The organism is Citrobacter sp. Marseille-Q3906, assembly GCF_916618775.1.
In the GTDB taxonomy this organism is placed as follows: Bacteria; Pseudomonadota; Gammaproteobacteria; order Enterobacterales; family Enterobacteriaceae; genus Citrobacter; species Citrobacter murliniae.
The window spans coordinates 116,881-142,848 of record NZ_CAKAKA010000001.1 but is presented as its reverse complement, the minus strand read 5'-3'; the positions used below and the strand labels follow the sequence as shown (position 1 = coordinate 142,848).

28 protein-coding genes are annotated in these 25,968 nt (G+C 52.6%); 17 read left to right on the top strand and 11 right to left on the bottom strand.

Translation table 11 applies throughout. The annotated features are described in order from the left end of the window. Positions 1-9 precede the first annotated feature (9 nt). The 3 genes from rhaD (at position 10) to rhaM (ending at position 2,414) form a co-directional block, all read left to right on the top strand. Positions 10-837 carry a rhamnulose-1-phosphate aldolase gene (rhaD, locus tag LG384_RS00700; RefSeq protein WP_045449266.1) on the top strand — a complete coding sequence of 276 codons (828 nt, stop codon included), beginning with the start codon at positions 10-12 and terminating at the stop codon, positions 835-837. A gap of 117 nt (positions 838-954) precedes the next feature. Next, positions 955-2,103, top strand: a complete 1,149-nt coding sequence (gene fucO / locus LG384_RS00695) for a lactaldehyde reductase (protein ID WP_045449259.1) — start codon at positions 955-957, stop codon at positions 2,101-2,103. Further along, positions 2,100-2,414 (top strand): L-rhamnose mutarotase, encoded by a 315-nt coding sequence (rhaM, locus tag LG384_RS00690; protein WP_225760332.1) that lies wholly within the window; start codon positions 2,100-2,102, stop codon positions 2,412-2,414. Before fucO ends, rhaM begins: the two co-directional genes overlap by 4 nt. A gap of 105 nt (positions 2,415-2,519) precedes the next feature. On the opposite strand, the gene LG384_RS00685 is transcribed toward rhaM, so the two are convergent. After that, positions 2,520-3,068 (bottom strand): helix-turn-helix domain-containing protein, encoded by a 549-nt coding sequence (locus LG384_RS00685; protein ID WP_045449256.1) that lies wholly within the window; start codon positions 3,066-3,068, stop codon positions 2,520-2,522. Positions 3,069-3,169: 101 nt separating this feature from the next. On the opposite strand from LG384_RS00685, the gene LG384_RS00680 reads away from it, so the two are divergent. The 6 genes from LG384_RS00680 (at position 3,170) to LG384_RS00655 (ending at position 9,176) form a co-directional block, all read left to right on the top strand. Continuing rightward, positions 3,170-3,829 carry an AzlC family ABC transporter permease gene (locus LG384_RS00680; RefSeq protein WP_200042387.1) on the top strand — a complete coding sequence of 220 codons (660 nt, stop codon included), beginning with the start codon at positions 3,170-3,172 and terminating at the stop codon, positions 3,827-3,829. Next, complete coding sequence (locus tag LG384_RS00675) at positions 3,829-4,152, top strand: AzlD domain-containing protein (protein WP_045449252.1); 324 nt, start codon at positions 3,829-3,831, stop codon at positions 4,150-4,152. Before LG384_RS00680 ends, LG384_RS00675 begins: the two co-directional genes overlap by 1 nt. Before the next feature lie 185 nt (positions 4,153-4,337). Then, positions 4,338-4,784 carry a PTS fructose transporter subunit IIA gene (locus tag LG384_RS00670; RefSeq protein ID WP_045449250.1) on the top strand — a complete coding sequence of 149 codons (447 nt, stop codon included), beginning with the start codon at positions 4,338-4,340 and terminating at the stop codon, positions 4,782-4,784. Positions 4,785-4,794: 10 nt separating this feature from the next. Continuing rightward, the gene (locus LG384_RS00665; protein ID WP_045449249.1) at positions 4,795-6,246 is read left to right on the top strand and encodes a PTS fructose-like transporter subunit IIBC; all 1,452 of its coding nucleotides are present in this window, start codon (positions 4,795-4,797) and stop codon (positions 6,244-6,246) included. Beyond that, positions 6,236-7,348: an aminopeptidase gene (locus LG384_RS00660; RefSeq protein WP_200012960.1), complete on the top strand. Its 1,113-nt coding sequence runs from the start codon at positions 6,236-6,238 to the stop codon at positions 7,346-7,348. The genes LG384_RS00665 and LG384_RS00660 overlap by 11 nt, the downstream gene beginning before the upstream one ends. 82 nt (positions 7,349-7,430) lie before the next feature. Continuing rightward, complete coding sequence (locus LG384_RS00655; RefSeq protein ID WP_045449245.1) at positions 7,431-9,176, top strand: putative frv operon regulatory protein; 1,746 nt, start codon at positions 7,431-7,433, stop codon at positions 9,174-9,176. A 54-nt stretch (positions 9,177-9,230) separates the two neighbouring features. Here the strand turns inward: LG384_RS00655 and LG384_RS00650 are convergent, their stop codons facing one another. Together LG384_RS00650 and fdhD are read right to left on the bottom strand one after the other, a co-directional pair. Continuing rightward, entirely contained in the window at positions 9,231-9,443 is a 213-nt protein-coding gene (locus tag LG384_RS00650; RefSeq protein ID WP_045449244.1) for a YdgH/BhsA/McbA-like domain containing protein, read from the bottom strand. 128 nt (positions 9,444-9,571) lie between these two features. Continuing rightward, entirely contained in the window at positions 9,572-10,408 is an 837-nt protein-coding gene (gene fdhD, locus LG384_RS00645) for a formate dehydrogenase accessory sulfurtransferase FdhD (protein WP_045449242.1), read from the bottom strand. 193 nt (positions 10,409-10,601) lie between these two features. Between fdhD and fdnG the strand changes: the two genes are divergently transcribed. Genes fdnG through fdhE form a run of 4 tightly spaced genes read left to right on the top strand, consistent with a single transcriptional unit; the run spans position 10,602 to position 16,125 of the window. Further along, positions 10,602-13,652 carry a formate dehydrogenase-N subunit alpha gene (gene fdnG / locus LG384_RS00640; RefSeq protein ID WP_144243092.1) on the top strand — a complete coding sequence of 1,017 codons (3,051 nt, stop codon included), beginning with the start codon at positions 10,602-10,604 and terminating at the stop codon, positions 13,650-13,652. 12 nt (positions 13,653-13,664) lie between these two features. Then, entirely contained in the window at positions 13,665-14,567 is a 903-nt protein-coding gene (fdoH, locus tag LG384_RS00635) for a formate dehydrogenase O subunit beta (protein ID WP_045449238.1), read from the top strand. Then, complete coding sequence (fdoI, locus tag LG384_RS00630) at positions 14,564-15,199, top strand: formate dehydrogenase cytochrome b556 subunit (RefSeq protein ID WP_045449236.1); 636 nt, start codon at positions 14,564-14,566, stop codon at positions 15,197-15,199. Before fdoH ends, fdoI begins: the two co-directional genes overlap by 4 nt. After that, positions 15,196-16,125, top strand: coding sequence for a formate dehydrogenase accessory protein FdhE (gene fdhE / locus LG384_RS00625; protein WP_045449235.1), 930 nt, complete (start codon positions 15,196-15,198; stop codon positions 16,123-16,125). The genes fdoI and fdhE overlap by 4 nt, the downstream gene beginning before the upstream one ends. Before the next feature lie 36 nt (positions 16,126-16,161). Here fdhE and LG384_RS00620 read toward each other — a convergent pair whose 3' ends face one another. After that, positions 16,162-16,536: a type II toxin-antitoxin system VapC family toxin gene (locus tag LG384_RS00620; protein ID WP_045449233.1), complete on the bottom strand. Its 375-nt coding sequence runs from the start codon at positions 16,534-16,536 to the stop codon at positions 16,162-16,164. Continuing rightward, positions 16,536-16,784, bottom strand: coding sequence for a CopG family transcriptional regulator (locus LG384_RS00615; protein WP_048223351.1), 249 nt, complete (start codon positions 16,782-16,784; stop codon positions 16,536-16,538). Before LG384_RS00615 ends, LG384_RS00620 begins: the two co-directional genes overlap by 1 nt. Positions 16,785-16,983: 199 nt before the next feature. On the opposite strand from LG384_RS00615, the gene LG384_RS00610 reads away from it, so the two are divergent. Next, positions 16,984-17,898 carry an alpha/beta hydrolase gene (locus tag LG384_RS00610; RefSeq protein ID WP_225760331.1) on the top strand — a complete coding sequence of 305 codons (915 nt, stop codon included), beginning with the start codon at positions 16,984-16,986 and terminating at the stop codon, positions 17,896-17,898. Positions 17,899-18,022: 124 nt separating this feature from the next. On the opposite strand, the gene fabY is transcribed toward LG384_RS00610, so the two are convergent. From fabY to LG384_RS00580, 6 genes are all read right to left on the bottom strand, one after another. Next, positions 18,023-18,964: a fatty acid biosynthesis protein FabY gene (gene fabY / locus LG384_RS00605; protein WP_045449228.1), complete on the bottom strand. Its 942-nt coding sequence runs from the start codon at positions 18,962-18,964 to the stop codon at positions 18,023-18,025. Between the two features lie 44 nt (positions 18,965-19,008). Continuing rightward, a complete protein-coding gene (gene dtd / locus LG384_RS00600) occupies positions 19,009-19,446 on the bottom strand; it encodes a D-aminoacyl-tRNA deacylase (protein WP_045449226.1) in 438 nt (145 codons plus the stop codon). Next, a complete protein-coding gene (locus tag LG384_RS00595) occupies positions 19,443-20,315 on the bottom strand; it encodes a virulence factor BrkB family protein (protein WP_045449224.1) in 873 nt (290 codons plus the stop codon). Before LG384_RS00595 ends, dtd begins: the two co-directional genes overlap by 4 nt. Further along, positions 20,309-20,908, bottom strand: a complete 600-nt coding sequence (gene yihX / locus LG384_RS00590) for a glucose-1-phosphatase (RefSeq protein WP_048223344.1) — start codon at positions 20,906-20,908, stop codon at positions 20,309-20,311. The genes LG384_RS00595 and yihX overlap by 7 nt, the downstream gene beginning before the upstream one ends. Before the next feature lie 111 nt (positions 20,909-21,019). Beyond that, positions 21,020-21,817, bottom strand: coding sequence for a DeoR/GlpR family DNA-binding transcription regulator (locus LG384_RS00585; RefSeq protein ID WP_225760330.1), 798 nt, complete (start codon positions 21,815-21,817; stop codon positions 21,020-21,022). 33 nt (positions 21,818-21,850) lie between these two features. After that, positions 21,851-22,747, bottom strand: a complete 897-nt coding sequence (locus LG384_RS00580) for a sugar kinase (RefSeq protein ID WP_225760329.1) — start codon at positions 22,745-22,747, stop codon at positions 21,851-21,853. Between the two features lie 165 nt (positions 22,748-22,912). On the opposite strand from LG384_RS00580, the gene yihU reads away from it, so the two are divergent. From yihU to yihS, 3 genes are read left to right on the top strand one after another with little or no spacing between them, the layout of a single operon-like run. Next, on the top strand, positions 22,913-23,809 hold the full coding sequence (gene yihU, locus LG384_RS00575) for a sulfolactaldehyde 3-reductase (RefSeq protein WP_225760328.1): 897 nt from the start codon (positions 22,913-22,915) through the stop codon (positions 23,807-23,809). Positions 23,810-23,831: 22 nt separating this feature from the next. Beyond that, positions 23,832-24,710: a sulfofructosephosphate aldolase gene (gene yihT, locus LG384_RS00570; RefSeq protein ID WP_225760327.1), complete on the top strand. Its 879-nt coding sequence runs from the start codon at positions 23,832-23,834 to the stop codon at positions 24,708-24,710. A gap of 15 nt (positions 24,711-24,725) precedes the next feature. Continuing rightward, positions 24,726-25,967, top strand: coding sequence for a sulfoquinovose isomerase (gene yihS, locus LG384_RS00565; protein WP_225760326.1), 1,242 nt, complete (start codon positions 24,726-24,728; stop codon positions 25,965-25,967). Position 25,968 lies beyond the last annotated feature (1 nt).

Below are 25,968 nucleotides of genomic sequence, written 5' to 3'. Positions count from 1 at the left end.
ACACCAAACATGCAGAACATAACCACATCCTGGTTCGTTCAGGGAATGATCAAAGCCACTTCTGATGCCTGGCTGAAAGGCTGGGATGAGCGCAACGGAGGCAACCTGACGCTGCGCCTGGATGAAGCGGATATTGCGCCCTTTACCGCCGATTTCCACAAAGAACCACGTTATATCGCGCTGAGTCAACCGATGCCGCTGCTGGCGAACACGCCTTTTATCGTCACCGGCTCCGGCAAATTCTTCCGCAACGTCCAGCTCGATCCGGCAGCAAATTTGGGCGTAGTGAAAATCGACAGCGACGGTGCGGGCTATCACATTCTTTGGGGGCTGACCCACGAAGCCGTTCCAACTTCCGAACTGCCAGCTCACTTTCTTTCCCACTGTGAGCGCATTAAAGCCACCCACGGTAAAGACCGGGTGATCATGCACTGCCACGCGACCAACCTGATTGCCCTGACCTACGTGCTGGAAAACACCACCGCGCTGATCACCCGCAAACTGTGGGAAGGCAGCACCGAGTGCCTGGTAGTGTTCCCGGATGGCGTCGGCATTCTGCCGTGGATGGTGCCTGGCACCGATGAAATCGGGCAGGCCACCGCGCAGGAAATGCAAAAGCACTCACTGGTACTGTGGCCGTTCCACGGCGTGTTCGGCAGCGGCCCTACACTCGACGAAGCGTTCGGTTTGATAGATACCGCAGAGAAATCTGCTGAAGTTTTAGTCAAAATTTATTCGATGGGCGGTATGAAGCAAACCATCACGCGTGAAGAGCTGATTGCTCTCGGCAAACGTTTCGGCGTCACCCCGCTTGCCAGCGCATTAGAGCTGTACTGATACCTCCCACCGTAGGCCTGATAAGGCGCGCCAGCGTCGTCATCAGGTAATAACACAATGCCGGATGGCAGTTCGCTTTATCCGGCCTACAGGACATTACTTTTAAGGAGAATATTCATGAGCTTTATGTTGGCACTTCCTAAAATCAGTCTTCACGGCGCAGGGGCAATTGGCGACATGGTTAATCTGGTCGCTAACAAGCAATGGGGTAAAGCGCTGATCGTTACCGATGGTCAACTGGTCAAGCTGGGCCTGCTGGATAGCCTGTTTGCCGCGCTTGATACGCATAAAATGTCGTATCACTTATTCGACGAGGTGTTCCCTAACCCAACAGAAGAACTGGTGCAGAAAGGCTTTGCGGCGTATCAGGACGCACAGTGTGATTACATTATCGCTTTCGGCGGCGGCAGCCCAATCGATACCGCCAAAGCGGTGAAAATTCTGACCGCAAACCCTGGTCCGTCTACCGCGTATTCCGGGGTGGGCAAAGTGAAAAATGCGGGCGTACCGCTGGTCGCAATTAACACCACCGCAGGCACAGCGGCAGAAATGACCAGTAATGCGGTGATCATCGATTCCGCGCGCAAGGTCAAAGAGGTCATTATCGATCCGAACATTATTCCTGATATCGCCGTGGATGACGCCAGCGTCATGCTGGAAATTCCGGCCTCTGTCACCGCGGCCACCGGTATGGACGCCCTGACTCATGCGATTGAAGCCTATGTTTCCATCGGCGCGCATCCACTGACCGACGCCAACGCGCTGGAAGCCATTCGCCTGATCAACCTGTGGCTGCCAAAAGCGGTTGACGATGGTCATAACCTCGAAGCGCGTGAACAAATGGCGTTTGGCCAGTACCTGGCGGGCATGGCGTTCAACAGCGCCGGCCTCGGGCTGGTGCATGCGCTGGCACATCAGCCGGGCGCAACGCATAACCTGCCGCACGGCGTTTGCAACGCCATCCTGCTGCCCGTTATCGAAAACTTTAACCGCCCGAACGCCGTGGCTCGCTTTGCTCGCGTAGCGCAGGCAATGGGTGTCGATACCCGAGGGATGAGCGATGAGACCGCAAGCATGGAAGCCATCAACGCTATCCGCGCGTTAAGCAAACGTGTCGGTATTCCTGCTGGGTTTAGTTCGCTTGGCGTCACCAAAGAGGATATCGAAGGCTGGCTGGACAAAGCACTGGCCGATCCGTGTGCACCATGTAATCCGCGCACCGCCAGCCGCGACGAAGTCCGCGAGCTGTATCTGGAGGCGTTATGATCCGCAAAGCCTTTGTGATGCAGGTGAATACTGATGCACATGAAGAGTATCAGCGTCGTCATAATCCCATCTGGCCGGAACTGGAAGCCGTACTGAAAGCCCACGGCGCACATCACTATGCCATTTATCTCGACCAGGAACGCAATTTACTGTTCGCCACCGTTGAGATTGAGTCCGAAGAGCGCTGGAATGCGGTAGCCAGTACCGACGTTTGTCAGCGCTGGTGGAAGCATATGCGTGACGTAATGCCTGCCAATCCGGACAACAGCCCGGTAAGTGCAGAGCTAAAAGAAGTGTTTTACCTGGAGTGATGTGTACATCGGATGGTGCTTGCGCTTGACCGGCCTACGGCGAATACAGTCCACAGGCCGGATAAGGGTGCAAGCACCATCATCCGGCACAACGTCATTTTGAGATCAGTTCTGCTCTGCCACCAGAATTGCCTGCGTGTCAGGCTCCAGCGCTTTAAAGATATGTTCCTGATCAGCGGGGTAACAAATGTAGTCCCCTTCTGCCAACTCCTCGGGGGCTTCGGTCAGTCCCACCAGCGCCTTGCCCTGCGTCACAATAATGTGCTCGACCGATCCCGGCGGATGCGGGTGAGAAATACGATCTGCTCCCGGTTGTGTCAGCAGCAAATAGATATCCCTTCTTGCACCCGGTGGACAGGCTGCCAGTAAAATCGCCTGATAATGAGCCTGCTCAGCTACCACTTTTGTCCCTTCGCCGCGACGTATCACCTGGGTTTTTTGCTCCAAAGGCTCCAGCAGCCGTGCGAAGGGAATATCCAGCGCCACACACAGCGACCACAGCGTTTCCAGGCTAGGATTTCCATTGCCCGCTTCCAGTTGCGAAAGCGTGGATTTTGCAATCCCCGCGCGTCGAGCAATCTCTGCCAGTGACAGACCGGTACGCTGACGTTCGCGCACCAGGCTTTTCGCAATCATACTGATGGGTTGGGTCATACATGACTCCATGTTTTTTATATCGAACGAATCGTTCGACTTGTAAAGCAAATCTGTTACGTTCATTATAATGGAAATTCGTTCGATATAGCCAAAACAGTATGAAACATTATTTTTCCAGTCTTAAAGGCGACACGATAAAAGCGATACTTTTAGTGTGTCTGGCGGTCGGTGTGGTGGGGATGTCTTACGGCTCACTGGCAATGGCTTACGGATTTCCACTTTGGGTACCGTTTGTACTCTCCATTACTGTGCTGGCTGGCGCATCCGAATTTATGTTTATCGGCATTGTCGCCAGCGGGGGTAACCCGCTGGCCGCAGCGGCAGCCGGGCTGCTGGTTAACGCCCGTCACGTCCCGTTTGGCGTTACGGTGCGCGACCTGGTTGGAACACGTGCCGCCAGTTTCCTCGGCTGCCATATCATGAACGATGAAAGCGTGGTGTTTGGCCTGTCGCAAAAAACACCGGAGCAGCGTAAAGCGGCCTACTGGCTGTGCGGTTTGGGCGTCGCCATTATCTGGCCATTGGGCACGCTGCTTGGGGCGATGGTTGGCAAGCTATTGCCAGCACCAGAAACCATCGGTCTGGACGCCGTATTTCCCGCCATTCTGCTGGCCTTAGTTGTTCCGGCATTTAAAAACCGTACCACACTGGTCCGCGCCTGTAGCGGTGCTGCGCTGTCGCTCGTCGCCGTACCTTTTGCCCCGGTGGGACTGCCGGTGTTGCTCTCACTGTTTGGCCTACTGACGAGGAAAAAATAATGGGTAACATGACGCTGTTTATCGTCGGTATCGCTATCCTGTCTCTGGGAACGTATCTAATGCGTTTAGGGGGAGCAAAACTGGGTAGCCGCCTGGCGTTCTCCGAGCGTTCCCAGGCGCTGCTTTCAGATGCTGCAACGGTATTACTGTTCTCCGTCGCACTGGCAACCACCTTTTATGAAGGCGAACATTTTGCCGGTATGGCGCGCCTGCTGGGTGTTGGCTTCGCCGTATTTCTCGCCTGGCGTAAGATGCCACTAATTGTGGTGATTATTGCCGCGGCGGTCGTGACAGCACTGTTGAGAATGGCAGGAATAAATTGATTCCCCCTTTAACCTGATGACGACAAATTCATCAGGTTAATTTTCCATATGATTATGTGTAGCACCCCGCAAAAACAGTACCCGACTCAGCGGTGTATTGTCACATTTCCCCGACATATTGCCGCTCATCTCTTCACCGTCCCACCGTTAAAATCAAATCAAACAGGTTTTAATGGAGTCTTACCATGGCAGCCCTCACCGCAAACTGTCTTGATCTGAATATTCAGGGCAATAGCGTTTATTCCATTCTAAAGCAGTTCGCAAATATGGCATTTAAGAACGGCTATATCACCGATCGCCCCCTGTTCCTGCAAACGCTGCTGCTACGAGAAAAATTGCATTCCACCGGATTTGGATCGGGTATCGCTGTTCCCCACGGCAAAAGCACCTGCGTGAAGCAGCCCTTCGTTCTGTTTGCGCGTAAATCCGAAAGCGTGGACTGGAAAGCCAGCGACAGTGAGGACGTCAACTGCTGGATATGCCTCGGTGTACCGCAAACCGGCGAAGACTCTCAGGTCCAAATCATCGGCACCCTGTGCCGAAAAATTATCCATCAGGATTTTATCAACCAACTGAAACAGGGCAACGCTGAACAGGTTCTTGCCTTGCTAAATCAGACCTTAACTTCATAAGGAAGCGGCTATGGAGTCATCCTTACGTTTAGTGGCGATCACCAACTGTCCTGCGGGAATCGCCCACACCTACATGGTGGCAGAAGCGCTGGAACAGAAAGCGCAGTCACTTGGCCATACGATTAAAGTCGAAACTCAAGGCTCAAGCGGCGTCGAAAACCGCCTGACCAGCGAAGAAATAGCCGCTGCGGACTACGTGATTCTGGCAACGGGACGCGGATTAAGCGCCGAAGATCGGGTTCGGTTCTCCGGGAAGAAAGTGTATGAGATCGCTATTTCCCAGGCGCTGAAAAATATCGATCAGATATTCACGCAACTTCCTTCACATTCGCAGCTGTTTACAACAGATAGCGGCATGAAATTAGGTAAACAGGATGTTCAGCAAGGCAGTGTGATGAGTCATCTGATGGCGGGAGTTTCCGCCGCGCTGCCGTTTGTTATTGGCGGCGGTATTCTGGTTGCGCTCGCCAATATGCTGGTGCAGCTCGGTTTACCGTATACCGATATGTCGAAAGGTGCGCCGTCGTTTACCTGGGTAGTCGAGTCTATCGGCTATCTCGGCTTCACCTTTATGATCCCGATTATGGGCGCATACATCGCATGGTCGATTGCTGATAAACCCGCTTTCGCTCCGGCATTTCTGGTTTGCTATCTGGCGAACGATAAAGGATTGCTGGGCACCCAGTCTGGTGCGGGTTTTCTCGGCGCGGTGGTGCTGGGACTGGCGGTCGGCTATTTCGTGCTGTGGTTTCGCAAAGTACGCCTCGGCAAAGCGCTCCAGCCGCTGCTCGGCTCAATGTTGATCCCATTCGTGACTCTGCTGGTGTTTGGGGTATTGACCTGGTATGTCATTGGCCCGGTGATGTCCGACATCATGAGCGGATTACTGCACTTCCTGAACACTATTCCCCCATCAATGAAAATGGGTGCAGCCTTTCTTGTCGGAGCGATGCTGGCATTCGACATGGGCGGACCAATCAACAAAACTGCATGGTTCTTCTGCTTCTCACTCCTGGAAAAACAGATCTACGACTGGTACGCCATCGTCGGTGTAGTGGCACTGATGCCCCCCGTCGCAGCGGGTATCGCTACATATCTGGCGCCTAAACTGTTTACTCAACAGGAGAAGGCCGCCGCCAGTAGTGCGATTGTGGTAGGCGCAACGGTTGCGACTGAACCCGCAATCCCTTACGCGCTGGCCGCACCGTTACCGATGATCACTGCCAATACGCTCTCTGGCGGTATTACTGGCATGCTGGTAATCGCCTTCGGAATCAAACGGCTGGCGCCGGGATTAGGTATCTTTGATCCGCTGATCGGCCTGATGTCGCCGGTTGGGTCGTTTTATCTGGTGCTGGCAATCGGTCTGGCACTGAACATTGCGTTAATCATCATCCTTAAAGGACTGTGGCTCAAACGGAAAGCTAAGGCCGCGCAGCAGGAGCTTGCACATGAACAATGAATTACTTCAGCAGTTATGCGAGGCCAGTGCCGTCAGCGGCGATGAGCAGGAAGTGCGCACCATCCTCATCAATTCGCTAGAGTCCTGCGTGGATGAAATTACCTTTGACGGTCTGGGTAGTTTTGTCGCCCGCAAAGGACATCGGGGACCGAAAGTTGCAATCGTCGGCCATATGGATGAAGTCGGTTTTATGGTGACGCATATCGACGCTAGCGGTTTTCTGCGTTTTACCACTATTGGTGGCTGGTGGAACCAGTCGATGCTCAACCATCGGGTAACCATTCGCACCCGCGAAGGATGTAAAATTCCTGGCCTCATTGGCTCCGTAGCGCCCCATGCTTTAACGGAAAAGCAGAAACAACAACCACTGAACTTTGACGAAATGTTCATTGATATTGGTGCGAAAAGTCGTGAGCAGGTGGAAAAACAGGGCATCGCCGTCGGTGATTTCATCAGCCCGGAGGCGAATTTCGCTCGTTGGGGTGAAGATAAAATAGTGGGTAAAGCGCTGGATAATCGCGTCGGTTGCGCTCTGATGGCGGAGCTGTTGCAGACGGTGGATAACCCTGAAATTACCCTGTACGGCGTCGGCAGCGTGGAGGAAGAAGTTGGGCTGCGCGGAGCGCAAACCTCAGCCGAGCACATTAAACCTGACGTGGTGATCGTGCTCGATACCGCCGTCGCGGGCGACGTGCCGGGAATCGACAGCATCAAATACCCGCTGAAACTGGGTGATGGGCCAGGCCTGATGCTGTTTGATAAACGCTATTTTCCTAACCAGAAGTTGGTCGCCGCGTTAAAAGAGAGCGCGGAAAGCAGTGGTGCCCCGTTGCAATTTTGCACCATGAAAACCGGCGCAACGGACGGCGGTCGCTACAACGTGATGGGCGGCGGTCGCCCCGTCGCGGCATTGTGCCTGCCCACCCGCTATCTGCACGCCAACAGCGGCATGATTTCTGCAACAGACTATGACGCCCTGTTTACGCTGGTGCGAGAACTGTTGTGTTCACTGACTGCAGAGAAGGTCGAAGAGTTTACCCACTTTCGCCAGGATATCGATACACGAACTCGTTCGGGTTACATCAAAGCGGCAAATGAATGAATCCACAGGAGCGTACAGGTAGTACGTAACCGGGGTGAATGAATACGGCCAACGCAGAAGCAGCCTGAAAGAGGAAATGTATATGTTGAACGACCGCCAGTTAAAGATCGTGGACATTCTGGAACAGCAGGCCAGCCCGCTTAGCGAGCTGGCACGACAAACTGGCGTTTCGGGCAGAACCATCCTGCGTGATATTGATTACCTTAATTTCACTCTGAGCGGCAAAGCGCGTATCCAGCCAGGTGGCAGCGCGGGATATCAGTTGGATATTGTTGACAGACGTAGCTACTTCCAGCTTCTGCAACGACATGATAATGATGACCGGTTGCTGGCGTTTCTATTACTGAACACCTTCACGACCCGCCTGCAGCTGGCGTCTGCGTTAAACTTACCCGAGACCTGGGTGGCCGACAGATTACCGCGCCTGAAGCAACGCTATGAGCGCACATTTAGCATTTCCAGCCGCCCGGGCGTGGGGCACTTCATTGATGAGCCGGAAGAAAAACGTATTATTCTGCTGGCGAACTTGTTCAAAAAAGACATGTTCCTGATCCCGCTACCAGGCCTCACACATGACAATATTGAACGGCTCAACGTTGCATGTGAAGGCCTCGATGAACTCCCCCTGATATCAGGTGAATACCTCGCCAGCCTGGTACTGGCGGTCTATGCCTTGCGCAATCAGCTCACCGCCTGCTGGCCCGAATGTCGGCATACGTCGCTGAAAAATACCGTGGAACAGAGTGGGATCTACCTGGGAGATAACGCATTCAGAACGCTGAGTGGGTTGCTGGAAATGCAGCAACAGCAAGCCGCGGCGATAACCCCCGGTGCTATAATTTCAGTGCTACAAAAGTTACCGGGCACCACCTCACTCAACATTATCGATAGCCAGTTGGTTGATAACATCACCGGACACTTACTGAGATGTGTTGCAGCACCTGTCTGGATACCTGAACATCGCCAGAGCAGCATGAACAATCTAAAAGCAGTCTGGCCAGCCGCCTTCGATATGAGTTTGCGTTTTATTGCCCTGTTGCGTGAGCAGTTAAATACTCCACTTTTTGATAGTGATCTGACCGGGCTGTATTTTGCCTGCGCACTGGAACGGCATCAAAATGAGCGTCAGCCCATTATGTTGTTATCTGACCAAAATGCGATTGCCACGATTAACCAGCAAGCCATTGAACGGGATGTATTAAATTGCCGGGTAATCATTGCGCGTACGCCTGGCGAACTGAATGCAATTTTCCAGGAAGTAAAACCGTTACTGATCATCAATAACAGCCATTATTTACTTGATGATTCAGTAAAAAATGTCATCACCATTAAAAGCATCATTACCTCGGCAGGAACAGAGCAGATCAAAAACTTTCTTGCCACGGCCTTTATTCGCCAGCAGCCGGAGCGTTTTTTTTCAGCGGCGGGTAGCTTTCATTATCCGAATACACCGGACGAAAGCTGGCGGAGCATTATTGTGAAAATTTGCGCACAGCTCGTGACGCAAGAACATATGACTGATGATGAAGCGCGGCATATCTGCGCTCGTGAGAGCGAAGGTGAAAATCTGATTGTCAACCGGCTGGCGATCCCCCATTGCTGGAGTGAGCAGGAACGCCGCTTTCGCGGTTTTTTTATTACTCTTACCCATTCGGTGCAGGTTAACAACGAACCGGTCAGCCATGTCCTTATCGCATGTGCCGCCGCCGACGCACGGCATGAATTAAAAATCTTCAGTTATCTGGCCAGCGTGCTGTACCGCCATCCAGCCGAAGACATTATCGAATTAACTGGCTATGAAGCATTTATCTCGCTACTAAAAGAGTAACCACAGAAATGAAAAAAGCGCCCTGAGGCGCTCTTTCAACAATGGTCTGCAATATTATTTCAGCAGTTCAGCGGTCATATGCACGCGGTTACCGGTGTATGCCTGAGTAATTTTATAATCGCTGGCACCTGCACGTTCAGCTTGTGCAGCGATTTTTGCTTCAGCGCTGTCCAGTGTAGAACCGGTTGCAGTAACTGATTGAGCAGCGAAAGAACCGAATGAAGTAGCGAGAGCGATAACTGCGACAAAAGTTTTGATGCTTTTCATGATATAAACCCTTTAACTTAGTTGTTTGAATAAGGCACCGTGCCTTGATGTGATAAATAATAGCCCTCACATCACACAACTAAAAGCGGAAGGATTTGCCAGTCTTGTTCAATTTTTTTGAATTTATATCATTCAGCAATAAGACGCTGTGGGTGCGTATAAATTGTCGCCCTACCCGGTTTGCAAAAACCCACCAGCGTCAGGTTACAACGTTCGGCAACTTCAACGGCGAGCGTCGTAGCCGCAGAAACAGCGAACAGGATCTCAACACCACACATCGCTGACTTCTGCACCATCTCATAGCTGGCACGACTGGAAACTAATACCGCCCCCTGCTGCCAACTTTCCCCTTCGATTGCGCGCCGCCCCAGTAATTTATCCAGTGCAACATGGCGGCCAACATCTTCATGCCCGCCCGCCAGAATCCCCGACGGCTGTACCCAGGCCGCCGCATGCGTGCAGCCAGTACGTTGACCTACGGGCTGGAAATCATTCAGATGCGTTAATGCGCGATCGAGGTCCGCCAGATCAAATGTCTGCGTAAACGGCAGAGGCTGGACCGGCTTACCAATGTCATTGAGTTGTTCCACGCCGCAAACGCCGCAGCCAGTGCGACCTGCCAGTGCGCGACGACGCTCCTTCAACCCCATAAAACGGCGGCTGGAGAGTTCAACCTGCACCTCAAGTCCGTTACAGGAAGGAACCACTTCCATCCCGAAGATATCCTGTGGGCTCTCAATAATGCCTTCAGAAAGCGAAAAGCCCAGCGCGAAATGCTCAAGATCTTTCGGTGATGCCATCATCACCACGTGTGAAATCCCGTTGTAAACCAGCGCAACAGGCACTTCTTCAGCCACCTCATCCGGCTGAGGATGTTGCAAATCCTCACGTTTCCAGAGGGTCAACTGACGTGATCCCGTAACAGTCGTCACATTTTGGTTGTTTTCTTGAATAATCTTATTCACTTTCTTTTAACCATATTGGAACACACATACCAACATTGTGGTATTCTTTACAAACCCCTCCTGGACGGAGGGAAATTCACCCAATTCTGGACCTTTGCGGTCCCGTCCGCAAAGAAAAATAACAACCACTTCCCTCGCGTTCGCGTTACAAAAAACGAAGGGAACGTGACAATGTCGAAACAAGGAGCGAACCATGCAGGTCAGCAGAAGGCAGTTCTTTAAGATCTGCGCTGGCGGTATGGCAGGCACCACGGCAGCGGCACTGGGCTTTGCACCCGGCGTAGCGCTAGCGGAAACACGGCAATATAAATTGCTGCGCACCCGCGAAACCCGTAACACCTGCACTTACTGTTCCGTTGGCTGTGGACTGTTAATGTACAGTCTCGGTGACGGAGCAAAAAACGCCAAAGCATCCATCTTCCATATCGAGGGTGATCCGGACCATCCGGTCAACCGTGGTGCGCTTTGCCCTAAAGGGGCCGGTCTGGTGGATTTTATCCATTCCGAAAGCCGCCTCAAATTCCCGGAATACCGCGCGCCTGGCTCCGATAAATGGCAACAAATCAGTTGGGATGAGGCATTTGACCGCATCGCTAAACTGATGAAAGAAGACCGCGACGCAAACTACGTTGCGCAGAACGCCGAAGGCGTTACCGTTAACCGCTGGCTTTCAACCGGGATGCTGTGTGCTTCCGCTTCCAGTAATGAAACCGGCTACTTAACGCAAAAATTCTCTCGCGCGCTCGGTATGCTCGCGGTCGACAACCAGGCGCGTGTCTGACACGGACCAACGGTAGCAAGTCTTGCTCCAACATTTGGTCGCGGTGCGATGACCAACCACTGGGTCGACATCAAAAATGCCAACCTTATCGTGGTGATGGGCGGTAACGCCGCTGAAGCTCACCCGGTCGGATTCCGCTGGGCGATGGAAGCCAAAATTCACAACGGCGCGAAGCTGATTGTGATTGATCCGCGCTTTACGCGAACTGCTGCGGTGGCTGATTTTTATGCCCCAATTCGTTCTGGTACTGACATTGCATTCCTGTCAGGCGTTTTGCTGTACCTGCTGAATAACGAAAAATTTAACCGCGAATACACCGAGGCCTATACCAACGCCAGCCTGATCGTGCGTGAAGATTATGGCTTCGAAGATGGCCTGTTCACCGGCTATGACGCGGATAAACGCAAGTATGATAAAACCAGTTGGAACTACGAGCTGGATGAAAAAGGCTTCGCCAAACGCGATGTCACCCTGCAACATCCGCGCTGTGTCTGGAACCTGCTGAAAACACACGTTTCCCGCTACACGCCGGACGTCGTAGAAAACATCTGCGGTACGCCGAAAGCCGACTTCCTGAAAGTCTGCGAATATATCGCTGAAACCAGCGTGAAAGATAAAACCGCCTCGTTCCTGTACGCGCTGGGCTGGACACAACACTCCGTTGGTGCGCAGAACATTCGTACCATGGCGATGATCCAGTTGCTGCTTGGCAATATGGGTATGGCTGGCGGCGGTGTTAACGCCCTGCGTGGTCACTCCAACATTCAGGGGCTGACTGACTTAGGTTTGCTGTCACAAAGCCTGCCAGGCTATATGACGCTGCCAAGCGAAAAACAAACCGACCTGCAAACCTACCTTGCTGCTAACACACCAAAACCGTTGCTGGAAGGTCAGGTAAACTACTGGGGCAACTACCCGAAATTCTTCGTTTCGATGATGAAGGCCTTCTTTGGCGATAAAGCGACAGCGGAAAATAGCTGGGGCTTCGATTGGCTGCCGAAGTGGGACAAAGGGTATGACGTTCTGCAGTACTTCGAGATGATGAACCAGGGCAAAGTGAATGGCTACATCTGCCAGGGCTTCAACCCGGTTGCCTCATTCCCTAACAAAAACAAGGTAGTGGCTTCACTGTCAAAACTGAAGTTCCTGGTAACTATCGATCCGCTCAACACCGAAACGTCCACCTTCTGGCAAAACCACGGTGAGTCGAACGATGTTGATCCCTCGAAAATCCAGACTGAAGTTTTCCGCCTGCCGTCCACCTGCTTCGCGGAAGAAAACGGTTCTATCGTTAACTCTGGTCGCTGGCTGCAATGGCACTGGAAAGGTGCGGATGCCCCAGGGATTGCCGCCACTGACGGTGAAATCCTCGCCGGTATCTTCCTGCGTCTGCGTAAAATGTACGCCGAACAGGGCGGCGCAAACCCGGAACAGGTGCTGAGTATGACCTGGAACTACTCCACACCACATGAACCGGCTTCGGAAGAAGTGGCGATGGAGAGTAACGGTAAAGCGTTGGCCGACATCACCGATCCGGCTACCGGCGCGGTTATCGTCAAGAAAGGCCAACAGCTTAGCTCGTTTGCCCAGTTGCGCGATGACGGTACGACCTCCAGCGGTTGCTGGATTTTCGCCGGAAGCTGGACGCCGGAAGGCAACCAGATGGCGCGTCGCGATAACGCCGACCCGTCGGGCCTTGGCAATACGCTGGGCTGGGCATGGGCATGGCCGCTCAACCGGCGCATTCTGTATAACCGTGCCTCCGCTGACCCACAGGGTAACCCGTGGGATCCGAAGCGCCAGATCCTGAAATGGGATGGGGCGAAATGGAGCGGGATGGATATTCCGGACTACAGCGCCGCCGCACCTGGCAGCAATGTCGGACCGTTTATCATGCAGCCCGAAGGTATGGGACGTCTGTTTGCTATCGATAAAATGGCAGAAGGCCCATTCCCGGAACACTACGAGCCGTTTGAAACCCCACTGGGGACTAACCCGCTGCACCCGAACGTTATCTCTAACCCTGCCGCCCGTATCTTTAAAGGCGACGAAGAAGCACTGGGGAAAGCAGATAAGTTCCCGTACGTCGGGACAACGTATCGCCTGACCGAGCACTTCCACTACTGGACCAAACATGCGCTGCTGAACGCCATCGCCCAGCCAGAACAGTTTGTAGAAATTGGTGAGAAGCTGGCGAATAAGCTCGGTATATCCCACGGCGATACTGTCAAAGTCTCCTCTAACCGCGGCTACATTAAAGCCAAAGCAGTGGTGACAAAACGCATTCGCACGCTGAAGGCAAACGGTCAGGATATCGACACTATCGGTATTCCTATTCACTGGGGCTACGAAGGCGTGGCGAAAAAAGGCTTTATCGCTAATACGTTAACGCCATTCGTCGGTGATGCGAACACGCAGACACCGGAATTTAAGTCCTTCCTCGTGAACGTGGAAAAGGTGTAACGGAGACGACCTATGGCTTATCAATCGCAAGACATCATTCGTCGTTCCGCCACTAACGGTTTCACGCCCGCGCCTCAGGCGCGGGACCATCAGGAAGAGGTGGCAAAGCTTATCGACGTCACCACCTGCATCGGCTGTAAAGCATGTCAGGTGGCGTGTTCGGAATGGAACGATATCCGTGATGAAGTGGGTAACAACGTTGGGGTATATGACAACCCGGCTGATTTAACCGCCAAATCCTGGACGGTGATGCGTTTCTCGGAAGTGGAACAAGACGACAAACTCGAATGGCTTATCCGTAAGGATGGCTGTATGCACTGCGCCGATCCGGGCTGCCTGAAGGCATGTCCGGCTGAAGGCGCAATCATTCAGTATGCCAACGGTATCGTCGACTTCCAGTCCGAGCAGTGTATTGGCTGCGGTTACTGCATCGCGGGCTGCCCGTTCGACGTGCCACGACTCAACCCGGACGATAACCGCGTCTATAAATGTACGCTGTGCGTTGACCGTGTCGTGGTCGGGCAAGAACCGGCCTGCGTGAAAACCTGCCCAACCGGCGCGATTCATTTCGGTACCAAAGAGTCGATGAAAACGCTGGCAGGCGAGCGCGTGGCGGAGCTGAAAACTCGTGGTTACGACAATGCGGGTCTGTACGATCCAGCGGGTGTTGGCGGTACGCACGTAATGTATGTATTGCACCACGCCGACAAGCCGAATCTGTATCACGGCCTGCCGGAGAACCCGGAAATCAGCGCCACCGTGAAGTTCTGGAAAGGCATCTGGAAACCCCTCGCAGCCGTCGGCTTTGCAGCGACATTTGCGGCCAGTATCTTCCATTACGTCGGTGTCGGTCCGAACCGTGCGGAAGAGGAAGAAGACAATCTGCATGAAGAAAAAGACGAGGTGCGCAAATGAAACGACGTGACACCATCGTGCGCTACACGGCGCCGGAACGCATCAACCACTGGATCACCGCCTTCTGTTTCATCCTGGCGGCAGTGAGCGGGATGGGCTTTCTCTTCCCGTCTTTTAACTGGCTGATGCAAATTATGGGCACTCCACAACTGGCGCGAATTCTGCACCCGTTTGTCGGTGTGATCATGTTTGCCTCGTTTATCATCATGTTTTTCCGTTACTGGCACCACAATCTAATCAATCGGGATGATATCTTTTGGGCGAAGAATATTCGTAAGATCGTCGTCAACGAGGAAGTAGGTGACACGGGACGTTATAACTTCGGCCAGAAATGCGTATTCTGGGCGGCGATTATCTTCCTGGTCCTGTTGCTGGTGAGTGGAGTGGTCATCTGGCGTCCATATTTTGCGCCTGCTTTCTCAATCCCGGTGATCCGATTCGCGTTAATGCTGCATTCATTTGCCGCAGTAGCGTTAATTGTGGTTATCATGGTGCACATTTACGCCGCCCTTTGGGTGAAAGGCACCATTACCGCGATGGTGGAAGGATGGGTCACCAGTTCATGGGCGAAGAAACATCACCCACGCTGGTACCGTGAAGTCCGCCAGAAACAGGAAAAGTCATCTGAATGAGTATTCGCATAATCCCGCAAGATGAGCTGGAGAAGAGCGATAAACGCACGGCGGATATGATTCCGCCGTTATTATTCCCCAGGCTCAAAAATTTGTATAACCGCCGTGCTGAACGTCTGCGCGAGCTGGCTGAAAACAACCCGCTGGGTGATTACCTGCGCTTTGCCGCGCTGATCGCCCATGCACAGGAAGTGGTGCTGTACGACCATCCGCTGCAGATAGACCTGACCGCACGCATCAAAGAAGCAAACGATCAGGGCAAGCCGCCGCTGGATATCCACGTCCTTCCACGCGATAAGCACTGGCAAAAGCTGCTGCAATCGTTAATTGCTGAGCTGAAACCGGAAATGAGCGGTCCAGCTTTGGCAGTGATCGAGAATCTGGAAAAAGCCTCAGAGCAAGAGCTGGAACTGATGGCCAGTGCGCTGTTTGCTTCTGATTTTGCGTCTGTCAGCAGCGATAAAGCGCCGTTCATCTGGGCCGCTCTGTCACTCTACTGGGCACAAATGGCAAGCCTGATCCCCGGAAAAGCGCGTGCAGAATACGGTGAGCAACGCCAGTTCTGCCCAGTGTGCGGTTCGATGCCAGTTTCCAGTATGGTGCAAATTGGTACCACTCAGGGGCTGCGCTATCTGCACTGCAACTTGTGTGAAACCGAGTGGCACGTCGTGCGCGTGAAGTGCAGCAACTGCGAGCAAAGCCGTGATTTGAACTACTGGTCACTGGATAACGAGCAGTCAGCTATTAAAGCTGAAAGCTGTGGCGACTGCGGAACTTACCTGAAGATTTTATATCAGGAAAAAGACCCTAAAGTAGAAGCTGTTGCCGACGACCTCGCCTCACTGATGCTGGACGCGCACATGGAACAAGAGGGTTTTGCCCGCAGTTCCATCAACCCGTTCCTGTTTCCGGGAGAGGGAGAGTAAATTCTCTGTTGTACCGGGCGGCGTAAGTCGCCCAAGTTACCATTCGTATGGCGTCGTCACGCCCGGTATTCCGGCAAAGTCCCTGGTGTTACGCGTGACCAGTTCAAGGCGATGAACCTGCGCTGTCGCCAGAATAATGGCATCCGGAAGTTTCATCCCATACTCCTGGCGCAAAGCAACACTTCGCTCGGCAATTTCCTGCGATACACCGATAACATTAAATGCGCTCATCGCAACGCGCGTGCGGTGCTCCTGATTGTACTTTTTGGCACCAACCATCACTTCCATCCAGGTAATAAGGCTAATCGCATTCTGCGGCGGCCATGCATCTAACGCTTGTTTTGCTTCGCGCCGCCCGCTGAATAAGTCGATTAAAATATTGGTGTCAAAAAGTGCCGATCCATTAGCCATTACCACTCCTCACGCAGTTTGCGCTGGTATTCCACACCGTCTTCTTCACAGCCCTGCCATAAGCCAAGTGCGCTGGAAATCGTGGTTTCTGCCTGCTCCTGTCTTTCCAGATATTGCTCAACCGCCTCTCGCAACAGTTCCGCGCGGGGAAGATTGCGCTGCACTTTGAGATCGTCCAGTCGTTTAATCACTTCATCTGATAAATCGAGTAAAATTCGGCCCATACCAAGTCCAACCATCACGCTCATATATATCTCCAGTATATCACTCAAGATTAAAACACGAGCAATTTATACCCGGTAAATTCTAAAGAGAAGAGCTCTGCGAGTGGTTAATTTACTTTTGCGAGCCGCTTTCCAGAATCACTGTCCAGACAAAATTCTCCATTTTCTTTTGCTAATATCCAGGCTATAACACTGTATATTCACACAGGTTAAAGACAAAAAAATGGCACTGGAAAATGGAATTGCACAGCTGGTTGAAGAGTTTATTGCAGCGGGTCGCCCTTCTTCACGCACACAGAGTATTGATGACCGGAGAGCAGGGTACATCGCCAGTACCGTGCTCGCCGGGGAAACAGAAACCCACGTACAGGTTGAAGATATTGAACTCGATGCCATGACATTTCGCGTCGTTTCGCCGCCCGGCGTCTCGGGTTTACTGCCCTGCGTCATCTATTATCATGGTGGTTGCTTTATCAGCGGTGGATTTACGACACATGATAACCAACTGAGGCAACTTGCCTGGTACAGCGGCTGCCGGGTGATTGCGGTGAAGTACCGCCTTGCGCCAGAACACCCTTTCCCGGCAGCACATGATGATGCCGAAAGAGGGTCTAATATCATCTGGAAGTATGCCGAGAAACTGGGTGTAGACCGCAATAACATCACGCTTACTGGCGATAGCGCGGGCGGGCATCTGGCGCTGGTCACCGCACTACGCCTGAAAGCCAAAAATATCTGGCAACCCGCCAAGCTTATTCTGATTTACCCAATGCTGGATGCAACCGCCAGGTTTGAGAGTTATACCCGTAATGGGCAGGATTACATCATTACTCGCGACACGCTGCTGTCTGGCTATGAGATGTATTTGTCGCATACCGATCCTCTCCACCCTGAGGCCAGCCCATTGTGGCGGGATGATTTCAACGGTTTACCACCCACACACATCATTACTGCTGAATTTGACCCACTACGCGATGAAGGTGAAGCCTTGTATCAACGGTTCCTGGAGCAAGATGTGGAATGCACCTGCCAGCGTTATTTCGGTGTCATCCACGGTTTTTTTCAGCTTGCAGGTATTAGCCATGCGGCACGCAATGCTATACGTGACGTGGCCTGGAGGGTGGGATACCTTCAATGATGCAGTAAAAACTATTTCTTTGTGAAGCCAAAGGTGCAGCGAAGCCGAGCATCACAAGGCGCTCGCAGCACCCTGTAATTTTCCGGCAGACGCGTTCATCGAATAAAAAGGAATCCCTTTCTGATTACTCTTCCTCGTTGCCGCCCTCTTCCAGCGGTCCGAAGGGTTTCGCAGGCAACACGATGTACGTGCCTTCAAATACCACGCCCGCCGTATCATCGCCAAACAGCTCTACCTGCATCTGAACTCGCGCCTTGCGGCCTCTCGCCAGACGGTCGAGGTCTCCACTCAGTGAGCCCAGATCAGCGATGGCAGTGGGTTTCCCGGTGATAGGCCTGCTGTATCGGATATGTGCGTCGGCGAGGATAATTGTCCCGCCCAGATGGCGCTCGCGTAACATCAACCAGATGAGTCCCCAGCCGGTTAATGTCGCCAGTGAAAACAGGCTTCCCGCGAACAAGGTATGGTGAGGATTCTGATTGCCGGTCTCGGGCATCGTCGTAATAAATTTTTGCCCGGTATACTGCTGAATACGCACACCCATCTTCTCACTCAACGGAATATGCTCGTACCAGGCTTGCTGTAACTGCCCACACCAGTCACCACGATGGAGAATATCATCCAGCGTAGCGATGGGTTTAATCATCAAAAAGTGGCGCACTGGCGTGGTCTGCGGCGTGGTAATTTCTCCCTGACTCACAAATCCCAGCTTGGCGAAAAATTCGACTGCGTCTTCACGGGCGCTGCAGGTTACGCGCTTAACGCCTTCCTGACGCGCCACAGACTCGAGGGTCATCGCCATTAGCGTTCCCAGTCCCTTCTCCTGTACTGACGGATCAACCGCCATAAAGCGTATAGAGGCTTCGTTATCCGCATTGATGTACAGACGGCCTACAGCAACTAGATTACCCTCTTCATCCACCACCATCTGGTGATGAGCCATGGCATCCCAGGCATCCCGTTCTGAGCCTTTTGGCTGGTGCAGCGGTTTACGCAGCATCTCCCAGCGGAACTGGTAGTAACGCTCCAGTTCTTCTTCTGTTTGCGGTACTCGAAGGTGATACATAGTTGTATTCTCTCTTGTTACCCGCGACCACGCCGGAAGCTGGTTCATACCTGTAACCAGAACGTCACGGGGCCATCATTAACCAGTGAAACCTGCATATCAGCAGCGAATCGTCCGGTCTGCGTGTTCATTTCCTGCTGACGGCAGCGCTCAACGAAGTACTCGTACAGCGCCTCTGCCCGATCGGGTGCCGCACCCTTTGAAAATCCGGGGCGCATACCGCGTTCGGTATCTGCTGCCAGCGTAAACTGTGATACCACCAGCACACTGCCACCGGCCTGCTGCACGTTCAGATTCATCTTACCTTCGGAATCACTAAAAATTCGATATCCGAGCACGCGTTCACACAGGCGGTTCGCTTTCTGTTCATCATCATCCTTTTCGACACCTAATAAGACCAAAAGTCCTGGGCCGATTTCACCCGTCACCTCGCCCTCCACGGTGACGCTGGCACGGGTTACGCGCTGAATTAATGCAATCATGGTTGCTCTGCTTCTTCTTGTTCTGCGGCTTGTTTAAGTTTGCGGTATTCCCCGAGAGTGACAGTTATTTCCGCGCCTAGCAAGACGATACACCACGTCCAGTACACCCAGACAAATAAAATGGGGATCACCGCCAGGACACCGTAAATAAGCTGATAAGACGGGAACATAGTGATGTAGAGCGCAAATCCTTTTTTCCCGGCTTCGAACAAAACGGCGGCGACAAATGCCCCGATCACCGCATCGCGATTGGGTACGCGCGTCGTGGGTACGATGCTGTAAAGCAGCCAGAATGAGAGCCAGGAGAGCACCAACGGAAAAATGCGCAGTACATCATCAATGACTGAGTTGAGATCGCTGGCCCAGCGAAGTGACAACAGATACGAGCTGATTGCCAGGCTGGCCCCTGCCAACAGCGGACCCAACGTTAAAATCATCCAGTAGACAGCAAAAGAATACACTTTAGGCCGTGTACGCTTGCTACGCCAGATGGTATTCAACGCGCTGTCTATGGCATACATCAGCAATAGCGCCGTCACAATCAGCCCACACGCGCCAACCGCCGTCATTTTGTTTGAGTTTGCGACAAACTGTTCGATATAACGCTGAATGACGTCACCCGTCGCCGGGATAAAATTAGCAAAAATAAAATGCCGTAGCTGGATGCTGACGTCAGAAAACATCGGAAATGCGGCGAAAAGAGCAAAAACAACGGCGATAAGCGGCACTAATGAGAGCAATGAAACGTAGGCAAGATTTCCTGCCAGCGTCGTCATATTGTCCTCATCAATGCGATGCCATAATAGCTTAAGCCAGGCCCATACAGGACGCGTATGATGCCGGGCTTTTTGGTGTACATTTTTTAGCATAACAACTTCGCGAAATAGTCAGGAATGGTCGTTTTATCGACGACCTGGATACTGGTGATCCCTAGCCGGTTAGCCCCTTCAATATTATCGGCGTTGTCATCAAAAAAGACCGCATCCGCAGCGGAAAAACCTTCAGACTGCAGGACATGCTGGTAAATCCGCGCTTCCGGTTTACGCATGCCGAGTTCCTGGGAAAGATAAATATGGTCAGCGGCCTGACGAACTTCAGGATACTCATCCGGCCAAAACGTCGTGTGCAAGCGGTTGGTATTCGAGAGCACGACCACGCGATGCCCTTGCTCACGCAGTTTATGCATAATGTCGATCACTTCAGGTCGTAATGCGACGAAAACAGCCTGCCAGCCATGAGAGAACTGCTCATAACTCAACGGAAGCGCCATGTCATGGCACAGAGCCTCGGCAAAGGCCTCATCCGTTATTTCACCCCGTTCATGCTGGTGAAAAGCATCTCCCATGGTAAAACTTTGCTTCAACGAAGCCAGCGGTACACGACTCAGATCGCTCCATGTACCTAACACGCGATTGAAGTCGATATCGACAATCACATTACCCAAATCAAAGATATAGAGCATGCCCTTCTCCTTACTCGCCGTGGATGAATAACTGTAGCGGGAAAGGAGAAGTTTGACTATGAGAGCGTGAAAGCTTTGGACTTACCTGGCCAGCAAAGGATTGGGTAACATCTATAGAGCATCATCCTGAGAAGGGCTCACTTGCACAATTTCAACCTGCTGCGACTGGAGCAGATTGTGTAATGCCGGACCAGGATATTCATCGGTAAACAACGCTGTCACCTGAGAAACGTTGCCAATCTCAACCGCTGCGGAAGCCGTGTATTTCGTATGATCAGCAGCAAGGAGGATTTGCCGGGAGTGGGACATCATCGTTTTAACGACGCTGGCTTCATTAACATCAAATTCCAGCAACGCACCATCGCTATCAATTGCCCCTACGCTGGTCACCAGATAATCGGCACGAAAATCTGCGACGAATGCCGTAGCTGAAGGACCAATAATGCCACTGTTATGTGGGCGAAGCGTTCCCCCAGGAACCATCACTTCGAAACGCGGATTATTATAAAGAATATGCGCCACGCGCAGGCTATTGGTAATAATGCGTAAATGGTTGTGGTTTAATAGCGCTCGCGCCACCTGCTCCACAGTGGTACCAATAGTAATGAACACCGTCGAGCCGTCAGGAATGTAGTCTGCCACCGCTTCCGCGATGGCTTTTTTCTCTTCCGTCCAGGAGACTTCACGCTGCTCGAATGCCGTATTCACCACGCTGGAGGCTCTACCCGCCCCACCGTGATGACGCGTAATCAATCCCTGCTCGCTTAATTTACGAATATCGCGACGTACGGTCTGCGTGGAAACATCCAGCAGGCTGGCCAGCTCGTCAATATTCATATAACCGCGCTCGCTGATCAGCATAAGCAACTGATCGTGTCGCGGGTTACCGGTCAGTTCGGTAAGGCTCATGAAATTTCCTCGAAAAACCATTGCCCTGGCATTTTATACAAAAAGTGACAGAAAAGATCGCGTTTGATCACAGTCAGGGATCCCCGCACGTCCCCCCGGGCGCGTACACTTCAGCGCCGCAACCCCGCTGGCGAACCTGACGGCATCATTCTGAGCGATACCGGAAGCCAGACCAAATGCCAGTGCACCATGAAAAACATCCCCGGCTCCCGTGGTATCAACCACATCGACTGAGAATCCAGGCTGATGCTGTAATGCATTATTCTCTATCCAGTCACATCCTTCACTGCCGCGAGTCACATAGACATGTCCATTTGTGAGCATTTGCGCTTTTTTTAGTGCGGTATCAATATCTTTCGTTCCCGCCAGACGCGCCAGGCCCGGCTCAGAAAATGCAGCATGATCGCTTAATGCCACCAACTCACTGATGTCCTGTGGCGTTACATCGCCATCCAGTACTGTCATCACGCCAGCCCGGCGCGCCAGCGTGAATGCCTGCTTCGCCCCCTCATGCCAGCGAACATCTGCCAACACCACATCCCACTGGGAAAAGTCGATCTCATTTAGCCAGTCGGCATCTGGCAGTAAATCCGGGCTGGGGTAATTGATGATAATCCGCTCCCCTTGCACATCGACCATAATCGCCGATTGTGAAGAATTAGCCCCTACGTAGCGCCGGGTATAGCGAGTATTTACCCCCAGCGATTCAAGTTCCCCCAACAGACTATTTCCGGTGTCGTCATCGCCAACACGACCAATAAAGTCTACCTGCGCCCCCAACTTCGCCGCGGCTACTGCAGCCGTTGCAGCGGGCCCCCCGCCCACTTCCGTATAGCGCTTCGCCACATATTTACCACCTTCAGTTGGTAAGCCTTCCACGTAATAGATGCGATCCATCACGGTAATACCCACACAAGCAACACGAATCATGGTCATTCCTCAAACGTTTCGGATGGGATCATTTTAATTTCACAAAATGTTTAAAAAGTGACGGCTGTCAATTTTTTGACCATAAATTACAAATACGATCAAAAACAGACAGAAAAAACCGATTTTAAATGACAAAAAATGACATCCACGTCTCAGGAGAACGTTATGGCAGTTATAGCATTTATCGGATTAGGTCAGATGGGTTCCCCCATGGCGAGTAATTTGCTGAAGCAAGGCCATCAGCTCAGCGTCTTTGACGTTAACCCGGATGCTGTTCAGCGCCTGGTAGCGCAAGGAGCACAACCTGCCAGCAACCCAGCTCAAGCCGCAAAAGATGCAGAGTTTGTCATCACGATGCTGCCAAACGGCGATCTGGTGCGCAACGTATTGTTTGGTGAGTCTGGCGTCTGCGAAACCCTTTCCTCGCAGGCACTGGTTATTGATATGTCCACTATTCACCCACTGCAAACCGACAAGTTAATTGCCGATATGCGTGCTAAGGGCTTCAGCATGATGGATTGCCCGGTCGGGCGCACTTCCGATCACGCGATCGCTGGAACATTACTGCTGCTGGCAGGTGGTTCAGCCGAGCAGGTTGAACACGCTACGCCGGTACTAATGGCAATGGGTAATGAATTGATCAATGCAGGCGGACCAGGTATGGGGATCCGCGTGAAGCTTATCAATAACTATATGAGTATTGCCCTGAATGCGCTTTCCGCCGAAGCAGCCACGTTATGTGAAGCGCTCGATCTTTCTTTTGATGTGGCTTTAAAAGTCATGAGCGGAACACCTGCCGGAAAAGGCCACTTCACGACGTCCTGGCCAAACAAAGTACTGAAAGGCGATCTTTCCCCTGCCTTTATGATCGATTTGGCCCACAAGGATCTTGGCATAGCGCTGGATGTTGCCAATCAGTTGCATGTACCAATGCCACTCGGTGCCGCGTCCCGAGAAGTTTATAACCAGGCGCGCGCAGCGGGTCGTGGTCGGGAAGACTGGACCGCAATTCTTGAGCAGGTACGTAACAGCGCCGGGCTTACTGCCAAAGTAAAAATGTAACGACTGTATAAAGGAAAATTGAATGAACAACTACTCCATCAAAGACATTACGCGTGCATCCGGCGGTTTTGCCATGCTGGCAGTCGACCAACGCGAAGCTATGCGTTTAATGTTTGCCGCTGCAGGAGCGAAATCCCCGGTAAGCGACAACGTTCTGACCGATTTCAAAGTGAATGCAGCGAAGATTCTTTCTCCTTATGCATCGGCCGTTTTGGTCGATCAGCAATTCTGCTATCGCCAGGTGGTGGAACAAAACGCGGTAGCCAAAAGCTGCGCCATGATTGTTGCCGCCGATGCATTCATTCCAGGCAATGGTATCCCTGTTGATAGCGTGGTTATTGATAGGGCGATCGATCCGCAAGCCGTGAAGCAGGACGGCGCGAAAGCGTTGAAACTGCTGGTGCTGTGGCGTAGCGATGAAGATGCCCAGCAGCGCCTGGATATGGTGAAAGAATTCAATCAAATGTGCCACTCCAATGGTCTACTGAGCATTATCGAGCCAGTGGTACGCCCGCCGCGTCGTGGCGATAAGTTCGATCGCGAACAGGCTATTATCGATGCCGCTAAAGAACTGGGTGACAGCGGCGCCGATCTCTACAAAGTAGAAATGCCACTGTACGGCAAAGGTTCGCAACACGAACTCCTCACTGCATCCCAACGCCTGAATGAAAACATCAATATGCCGTGGGTCATTCTCTCTTCCGGCGTTGACGAAAAACTGTTCCCTCGCGCCGTCAGCGTTGCAATGACAGCGGGAGCCTCTGGCTTCCTGGCTGGACGTGCAGTCTGGTCTTCAGTAGTGGGTCTGCCAGATACCGAACTGATGCTGCGCGATGTCTCTGCACCGAAATTGCAGCGTCTGGGTGAAATTGTCGATGAAATGATGGCCCGCCGCCGTTAATACGAGGATCAAAGAATGAAATGGTTTAACACCTTGAGCCACAACCGTTGGCTGGAGCAGGAGACCGACCGAATCTTTAATTTCGGTAAGAACGCGGTGGTGCCAACTGGCTTTGGCTGGCTGGGAAACACTGGTCAGGTCAGAGCGGAGATGGGAACGCATCTGTGGATCACCGCGCGTATGTTGCACGTCTATTCTGTTGCGGCATCCATGGGGCGTCCAGGAGCATACCAGTTAGTCGAGCACGGTATTAACTCTCTGAACGGTGCACTACGTGATAAACGCTACGGTGGCTGGTATGCCTGCGTGAACGACGAAGGAGTAATGGATGCTTCCAAACAGGGCTATCAGCATTTCTTTGTGTTACTCGGTGCGGCAAGTGCGGTCACTACCGGTCACCCGCAGGCCAGAATACTGTTGGATGATGCCATTGAGGTGATCGAAAAATACTTCTGGAGTGAAGATGAGCAGATGTGCCTGGAGTCCTGGGACGAAGCCTTCAGCCAGACGGAAGATTACCGTGGTGGCAACGCCAACATGCATGCGGTTGAAGCCTTCCTGATCGTTTACGACGTCACACATGACCGTAAATGGTTGGATCGGGCGCTGCGTATCGCTTCGGTGATTATTCACGACGTAGCCCGCAGCGGCGAATATCGGGTCAACGAACACTTTGATTCCCAATGGAACCCTATTCGCGATTACAACAAAGATAACCCCGCCCACCGCTTCCGCGCCTACGGAGGTACACCGGGACACTGGATTGAGTGGGGTCGCCTGATGCTACATCTGCATGCCGCTCTGGAAGCTCGCTTCGAAACGCCGCCCGCCTGGCTACTGGAAGATGCCAAAGGTCTTTTTCATGCCACCATCCGCGATGCCTGGGCACCGGACGGTGCTGACGGATTTGTCTACTCGGTGGGCTGGGACGGCAAACCAATCGTACGTGAAAGAGTGCGCTGGCCGATAGTCGAAGCCATGGGGACAGCTTACGCCCTTTATACCCTCACTGGCGATAGTCAGTACGAAGCCTGGTACCAAAAATGGTGGGATTACTGCATCACTTATCTGATGGACTACGAGACCGGCTCGTGGTGGCAGGAGCTGGATACCAATAACAAGGTGACCACCAAAGTCTGGGACGGCAAGCAGGATATTTATCATCTGTTGCATTGCCTGGTGATCCCGCGTCTGCCGTTGGCTCCGGGATTAGCCCCGGCGGTCGCCGCCGGTCTACTGGACGTTAACGCCAAATAAG